This window comes from Accumulibacter sp. (genome assembly GCF_029255145.1).
Taxonomy (GTDB): domain Bacteria; phylum Pseudomonadota; class Gammaproteobacteria; order Burkholderiales; family Rhodocyclaceae; genus Accumulibacter.
Window position 1 is genome coordinate 1 of record NZ_JAPUVQ010000081.1, and the last position, 6999, is coordinate 6999.

Consider the following 6999-nt stretch of genomic DNA (forward strand, 5'->3'; position numbering starts at 1 on the left):
CTCCTTGCACTCCTAGCGACGCTTGGTCTATGCCATACGAAAATTATGGCCTTCGAAATAAAGTGCTACTCGCAATTCCGGAATTCTACCTACATTCCCGGCCGGGATCAGGAAATCTGAAGTTAAACATCGGTTGAGCAGCTCGACGACGCCAGCCGAACACAATACACGCACCGCTAGCATAGCTATGACGCAGTGTAACAACTTCGCCCGGCCGCAAGGGCCATGGCTTTTCGCTTGTGCGGTAAGCCTTTAACCCTGTACCTTTGCGCAATGAGCTCGTGGTCCCTGTGGTCCTTTTCCTGGCGGATGTTGTGCCGCGATGCGCGCGGTGGTGAGTTGCGCTTGCTGGCAGCGGCATTGGTGGTGGCGGTGGCGGCGCTGACGGCGGTCGGCTTTTTCACCGACCGGGTGCGGCAGGCGCTGGAACGTGAGTCGCACCAACTGCTTGGTGCCGACCTCTTGCTGGTGGCGGATCATCCGTGGCCGGCGGCGCTTGCCGAAGAGGCGCGCGCAGGTGGCCTGCAAGTCGTCGAAACGCGAACCTTCCCGAGCATGGTGAGCCGCTCTGCGGGTGGCGGGTTGCAGGCCCAGTTGGCCGAGATCAAGGCGGTCGGTGCCGGCTATCCCCTGCGTGGTTCCTTGCGTGTCGCGTCGGCGCTGAACGTGCCCGACCAGCCTGCCGACGGCATTCCCCAGGCAGGCACGATCTGGATCGACGAGCGCCTTGCGGCAGCGCTGAACGCGCGCGTCGGCGATCTGGCCGCCGTCGGACAAGCCTCGTTGCGCGTCGCTGCCGTGCTGACCCTGGAACCCGATCGCGGCATCAATTTCTTCAGCGTTGCACCGCGCTTGCTGATGAACCTCGACGATATGCCGGCAACGGCCTTGTTGCAGGTTGGCAGCCGGGTCGGTTATCGCCTGCTGTTGGCCGGCGATCCGCAGCGGATCAAGCGCTTCCAGCGTCACCTCGAGCCGCGTCTGACGCGTGGCGAACGGATCGAGGACCCGCAGAACGGTCGGCCCGAGATCCGCAGCGCGCTCGACCGCGCGCAGAAGTTTCTCGGCCTCTCGGCGCTGCTGACGGTGGTCATGGCGGCGGTGGCGGTGGCACTCGCCGCGCGCCGCTATGGGCAGCGACATCTCGACCCCTGCGCCGTGATGCGCTGCCTGGGGGCGACCCAGGCGACGCTGCTGCGCCTCTATCTGGGCCAGTTCGCCGCACTGGGGGCGCTCGCCGCAGCGGTCGGCTGCGCGCTGGGCTACCTGGCCCACTTCGCCCTGCACGCGTGGCTGGCGCAGCTGTTGGCGACGCCCCTGCCACCGCCGGGCCTGCTGCCGGTGGTGCAGGGGGTGGCGGTCGGCATGTTGCTGCTTTTCGGCTTCGCGGTGCCGCCTCTGCTGCAGCTCAAGAAGGTGCCGACCTTGCGGGTCCTGCGCGGTGAATTGGGCAGTCCCCGGCCCGGTCTGCTCGGCGGCTACCTGCTTGGCTTCCTGGCGCTCGCTGGCCTGATGTTCTGGGTCGCCGGCGAGCTGACGCTCGGCGCCTACGTGGTGCTTGGCTTCAGCGTCGCATTGATCGTCTTTGCGCTCGTTGCCCGACTGGCGGTCAGGCTGGCAGCGGCTGCGCGGGGCGGACGTTCGGCTGCTGCCAGCGCGGGCGGCATCGGCTGGCGCTACGGGCTGGCCAGTCTCGAGCGGCGGGCGACCGCCAGCGTCGTCCAGATCGTTGCCCTGTCGCTGGCTTTCATGGCGCTGCTGTTGCTGACCGTCACCCGCGGCGAGCTGTTCGAGGCCTGGCAGCGGGCCGTGCCGGCGGATGCGCCGAACCGCTTCGTGGTCAATATCCAGGCCGAACAGGTGACGCCAGTGCGTCGCGCGCTGGCCGCGCAGGGTCTGCTGCCGGAACTGGCGCCGATGGTCCGCGGGCGCCTGACCCGCGTCAATGGCGTCGAGGTCAACGCCGCCAGCTATTCCGACGATCGGGCGCAGCGGCTGATCGAGCGCGAGTTCAACCTGTCGATGCGCGCTGACCTGCCGGCGGGCAACAGCCTCAGTGCCGGGCGCTGGTTTTCTGCAGCAGATCTGGCGAACAAGGGCGATCAGGCAGCGGCTTCGGTGGAAGAGGGGCTGGCCAGGACGCTGGGGCTGAGCGTTGGTGATCGCCTCGAGTTCGTCGTCGCCGGCGAGGCCGTCGAGATCTGGGTGGTCGGCCTGCGCAAGGTGGACTGGGACACGATGCAGGTGAATTTCTTCGTTCTGACGCCGCCGCTGGTTCTGGAGGGTTATCCGGCGAGCTGGATAACCAGTTTCTACCTGCCTCCGGCCAAGGCGGGCGTGGTCAACGGCCTGGTTCGCGACTTCCCCAACCTGACGGTGATCGATGTCGCGGCGATATTGCGTCAGCTGCAATCGGTCATCGAGCAGGTGGCGCAGGCGGTGCAGTTCATTTTCCTGTTTACGCTGGCCGCCGGTTTCATCGTACTCTATGCCGCGCTGGCGTCGGCGGCGCAGGAACGGCGCTACGAACTGGCGGTGATGCGCGCCCTGGGGGCTCGCCGGGAGCAGCTGCGGCGCGCGCTGCTGGCCGAATTCGCGGCGATTGGAGCCCTCTCCGGCCTGATCGCGGCGCTGGGTGCGTCGGCTGTCGGGCAGTTCCTGGCGCGCCAGGTATTCCATTTCGACGTGCACCTCAATCTGTGGCTGCCACTGCTTGGGGTCTTCGGCGGGGCAGCGCTGGTTACCGCTGCGGGATGGTTTGCCGCGTCGAGGCTGTTGCAGACAGCGGCGATCGAGGCGCTGCGCGGTGGCAGCGCGTGAACCGGCAGCGGCGGTCGCCGGCAAGGCGTCGGCCTTTATCATGCGAAGTGCCGCGACAGAGATGATGACGCCAGGCCACGAAGGCGCGCGGCGCTTGTTGGCGACCAATGTGCAGACACCAGGAGGAGCGAGATGAAGAACAGGACGTTGCTGATTTTGCGGCACGGGAAATCGGACTGGACCACCGGCGACGACGATTTCGATCGTCCGCTGGTTGCTCGCGGCCGTTTGGGCAGCAAGAAGATGGGGGCATGGATCAGGAGCCGGAAGCTGGTCCCGGACAGCGTGCTCAGTTCGCCGGCCGAGCGCGCACGCGCGACCACCGAGGCCGCCTGCAAGGCCATGGGCCTGCCCTTGAAGAAGGTGCGCTGGGACGAACGGATCTACGCTGCGCCGCTGGAGTATCTAATGGCGGCGCTGGCCGACTGCCCGAAAGGCGCGGGCAGCGTGCTGCTGGTCGGACACAATCCGGGGCTTGAAGAGCTGATCGAACACCTCACCGAAGGGCGGGTCGAAATCCCGGCCGACGGCAAGCTCTTGCCGACATCAGCGCTGGCCCACCTGGAAGTACGCCAGGATTGGCAGAATCTGGCGAGCGGCTGCGCGACCCTGGTCGCGGTCACCCGACCCGGCGAAGTGCCCGACGGGATGGCGGTCGAGGCTGCTGTCGAAGCCACGCCCGAGGAGGAGGAGCGAGGTCCCGTCCCGGACTACTTCTTTACCCAGTCGGCCGTTCTTCCCTACCGTCAGGCCGACGGCAAGCTGCAGGTGATGGTCATCGCCTCGCGCAAGGGCACGCGCTGGGTGATTCCCAAGGGCGTCAAGGAGCCGGAGTTGTCCTTGCGCGACTCGGCGAGCAAGGAGGCGCTCGAGGAAGCCGGCATCCGCGGCCGGATCGACGAGGAACCGATCGGACATTACGACTACGCCAAGTGGGGCGGCGTCTGCAAGGTCGCGGTGTTTCCGATGGAGGTCAGCGAAAGCGTTCCAGAAGAAGAGTGGGAGGAAAGCCACCGCGAGCGGCGCTGGGTCGCGCCGCAGAAAGCCCAGCGCCTGCTCGACGAAGCCGCCCTCGGCAAGCTGGTCGGCCAACTCGCCAAGCACCTCGACAAACGCTGAGATGTTGTTCCGGTAGCTGGCGGCGTTGGTGCATGCTCGCCAACGCGACGCGCTCACCGGCGGTGGCGCGTCACGCCGCCGGAGGCTGCCGGCCCGTGCCTCGCAGGAGGTCGTGGTACTCGCTGGCCAGAATGCCCATCAGTTCCAGGTAGTCTTTCTGGTTCTGGCGGATGACCAAGGCGAATACCAGGCCCAGGAGTGCCGCGAAAACCAGGATCGGCAATTCGTTCCAGCTCACACTTGTCAGCAGATTGAAGTCCATTTCCTTGCCCGCCCGGTGACGATTCCGATGTTTCCGTTCCAGACAGGCACTTGCCGGTCTGGAAGTGCATCTGACCCTCGGCGAGCGGCCGCGTTCCCCGGTCGCACTCGCCGGCGCGTCAGATCACCCGCACCCGAATCACGTGCTCGACCGCTCGAATGGCCTCGATCACCTCGGCACAGGGTAGTTTGTCAACGTCGACGATGTTGAAGGCCAGCTCGGCACGGCTCTTGTTCATCATGTCGACGACGTTGACCTTGTTGTCGGCCAGGACTGACAGAACGTGGCCCAGCACTCCGGAAACATTGTCGTTGGAAAAGGTGATTCGCGAGGTGTTCGGGCTACGCTCCATGCTGAGTGCCGGGAAGTTGACCGAATTGACGATGTTGCCGCTTTCCAGATAGCTGACCAGTTGATTGGCGGCCATCACCGCGCAGTTTTCCTCCGACTCTTCGGTACTGGCGCCAATATGCGGCATGGCAATGACCTTCTGGTTCCCGAGGAGAACGGGCTCGGGGAAGTCGCAGACGTACTTTCCGAGTTTGCCGGCTTCGAGGCTGCGCAGCACGGCGGTCGAATCGACGATCGCATCGCGGGCGAAGTTGAGCAGGACCGCGCCGGTCTTGATCACCGCCAGCGAATCGCTGTTGATCATGTGGCGCGTGGCATCGATCGACGGAACGTGCAGCGAGATGTAGTCGGAGCGGGCGAGCAGCGCCTGCAGGTTCTCCATCCGTCTGACCTCGTTCGATAGACGCCAGGCCGCGTCGATGGATAACACCGGGTCGAAGCCGACGACCCTCATTCCCATCGCCAGCGCCATCTCGGCGACCATCGAGCCGATTGCGCCGAGGCCGACGATGCCCAGCGTCTTGCCCCGGAGCTCGGTCCCGGCAAAGCGCGATTTTTCCTTTTCCACGCGCGGTGACATTTCGGCCGGATCCTCGAGGTCGGCGAGCGATTGCACGAAGTTCATCCCGGCAACGATCCCGCGCGCGCTCAGCAACATCCCGGCCATCACCAGTTCCTTGACGGCGTTGGCATTGGCGCCGGGGGTATTGAAGACGACAATGCCTCTCTTGCCGTACTCGGCCACCGGGACATTGTTGACGCCCGCGCCGGCGCGGGCGACGGCCAGCAGTGAGTCGGGTACCTCGACGCCGTGCAGTTTCTGGCTACGCAGCAGGAACGCGTCGGGATGGGCGATGTCGCTGCCGACTTCATACGCTTGCCGCGGGAAGCGATCGAGGCCAGCGACCGCGATCTGGTTGTAGGTTCTCACCTTGTACATGGAAAAGTCGCTCAAAAGAGGGGGGTTGGAATGACGACGGGCAGCCGAATCAGGCCGCGACCTGCGCATAAGCCCAGGCCAGCCATGGCATTAGGGCCTGCAGGTCGGCTTTTTCGACAGTCGCGCCACACCAGATGCGGATTCCGGCCGGGGCGTCCTTGTAGGAGCCGATGTCAAAAGCCACACCTTCAGTGTCGAGCAGCTTGACCAGCTTCTTGACCTTCTCGCCGTCGAGGTCGAGACTCAGGCAGACGCTGGTATTCGAGCGCGTCGCCGGATCCCTGGCGAGGAAAGCAATCCAGTCATTGGCGGCGACGAAGTCGGTGATCACCGCCAGGTTGGCTTCGCTGCGCGCGATCGCGGCCTTGACGCCACCGATCGCATCGATCCACCGCAAGGCGTCAAGATAGTCGGCCACACACAGCATCGAAGGCGTGTTGATGGTTTCACCGCGGAAAATGCCTTCGATCAGCTTGCCGCCAGAGGTAAGCCGGAAGACTTTGGGCATCGGCCAAGGCGGGCTGTACGTTTCCAGTCGGGCGACCGCACGCGGGCTGAGGATCAGCATCCCGTGCGCGCCTTCGCCGCCGAGTACCTTCTGCCACGAGAAGGTCGTCACGTCGAGCTTGTCCCACGGCAGGTCCATTGCAAACACCGCCGAGGTTGCGTCGCAGATCGTCAAGCCCGCACGATCGTCAGGGATCCAGTCGCCGTTCGGCACCTTGACGCCGGAGGTCGTGCCATTCCATGTGAACACCACGTCGTTGGCAAAATCGACCAGCGCGAGGTCGACGATGTCGCCGTAGTCGGCCTTGAGAGTGTTGACCTCGGCGAGCTTCAACTGCTTGACGATATCGGTGACCCAGCCCGAACCGAAAGACTCCCATGCCAGCACGTCAACCCCGCGCGCGCCGAGCAAGGACCACAAAGCCATTTCCACCGCGCCGGTGTCCGATCCGGGCACCACACCGACGCGGTAGCCATCCGGCAGGCCGAGCACGCGCGCCGTCTCCGAACACAGCTGCGCTAGAACCTTCTTGCCCAGCGCCGAGCGATGCGAGCGGCCCAGGGTGTCGAGTTGCAGGGCGGTGACGTCATAGCCTGGGCGCTTGCTGCACGGCCCAGACGAAAAATTGGGGTTCTTGGGTTTTGCTGTCGCTTGCATGATTGCCTCTGTCTCGGAGAAAAAGTCGCGTCATACCGCCCGGGCGAAGCGCTGCCAGCGGGCATCGAACAAGGGCGAGATTGTAACAGAGTGCGTTTCCGCGGGCAGCGCGCTGGCGGCATATAGTGGTCCCCGGAAATCAGACAGTGGTTTAAGCTGTGCTCCATCATAGGAGCGAGAAGCGATGAGTGAAGCAACTACCCGGAAGGTACATACACCGGAGTTCAAGGCCAAGGTTGGTCTGGAGGCGGTACGCGGGGTAAAGACGATCAACGAGATCGGGCGGGAATACGGCGTGCATCCTGTGCAGGTTGGACAATGGAAGAAAGCCATCCAGGAGAA

At 64.7% G+C, this 6999-nt stretch carries 5 protein-coding genes and 1 pseudogene; 3 read left to right on the plus strand and 3 right to left on the minus strand.

The genetic code is table 11. The annotated features are described in order from the left end of the window. Positions 1-273 precede the first annotated feature (273 nt). Positions 274-2820, plus strand: coding sequence for an FtsX-like permease family protein (locus tag Q1L50_RS08040; protein ID WP_300337378.1), 2547 nt, complete (start codon positions 274-276; stop codon positions 2818-2820). Positions 2821-2952: 132 nt separating this feature from the next. Then, positions 2953-3939, plus strand: a complete 987-nt coding sequence (locus Q1L50_RS20015) for a histidine phosphatase family protein (RefSeq protein ID WP_366145225.1) — start codon at positions 2953-2955, stop codon at positions 3937-3939. A gap of 70 nt (positions 3940-4009) precedes the next feature. Here the strand turns inward: Q1L50_RS20015 and Q1L50_RS08055 are convergent, their stop codons facing one another. The 3 genes from Q1L50_RS08055 to Q1L50_RS08065 all read right to left on the minus strand — a co-directional run bounded on the left by Q1L50_RS08055 (position 4010) and on the right by Q1L50_RS08065 (position 6657). Beyond that, positions 4010-4201: a hypothetical protein gene (locus Q1L50_RS08055; RefSeq protein WP_300337380.1), complete on the minus strand. Its 192-nt coding sequence runs from the start codon at positions 4199-4201 to the stop codon at positions 4010-4012. A gap of 118 nt (positions 4202-4319) precedes the next feature. Beyond that, complete coding sequence (locus Q1L50_RS08060) at positions 4320-5492, minus strand: phosphoglycerate dehydrogenase (RefSeq protein WP_300337381.1); 1173 nt, start codon at positions 5490-5492, stop codon at positions 4320-4322. 49 nt (positions 5493-5541) lie between these two features. Beyond that, positions 5542-6657: a phosphoserine transaminase gene (locus Q1L50_RS08065; RefSeq protein WP_300337383.1), complete on the minus strand. Its 1116-nt coding sequence runs from the start codon at positions 6655-6657 to the stop codon at positions 5542-5544. A gap of 184 nt (positions 6658-6841) precedes the next feature. Between Q1L50_RS08065 and Q1L50_RS08070 the strand changes: the two are divergent. Beyond that, positions 6842-6999, plus strand: a pseudogene (locus Q1L50_RS08070) (IS3 family transposase); the annotation flags it as partial.

Coding starts and splice junctions, on each gene's coding strand:
- Q1L50_RS20015 (WP_366145225.1), top strand. CDS start 2,953: ATGAAGAACAGGACGTTGCTGATTTTGCGGCACGGGAAATCGGACTGG.
- Q1L50_RS08060 (WP_300337381.1), bottom strand. CDS start 5,492: ATGTACAAGGTGAGAACCTACAACCAGATCGCGGTCGCTGGCCTCGAT.
- Q1L50_RS08055 (WP_300337380.1), bottom strand. CDS start 4,201: ATGGACTTCAATCTGCTGACAAGTGTGAGCTGGAACGAATTGCCGATC.
- Q1L50_RS08065 (WP_300337383.1), bottom strand. CDS start 6,657: ATGCAAGCGACAGCAAAACCCAAGAACCCCAATTTTTCGTCTGGGCCG.
- Q1L50_RS08040 (WP_300337378.1), top strand. CDS start 274: ATGAGCTCGTGGTCCCTGTGGTCCTTTTCCTGGCGGATGTTGTGCCGC.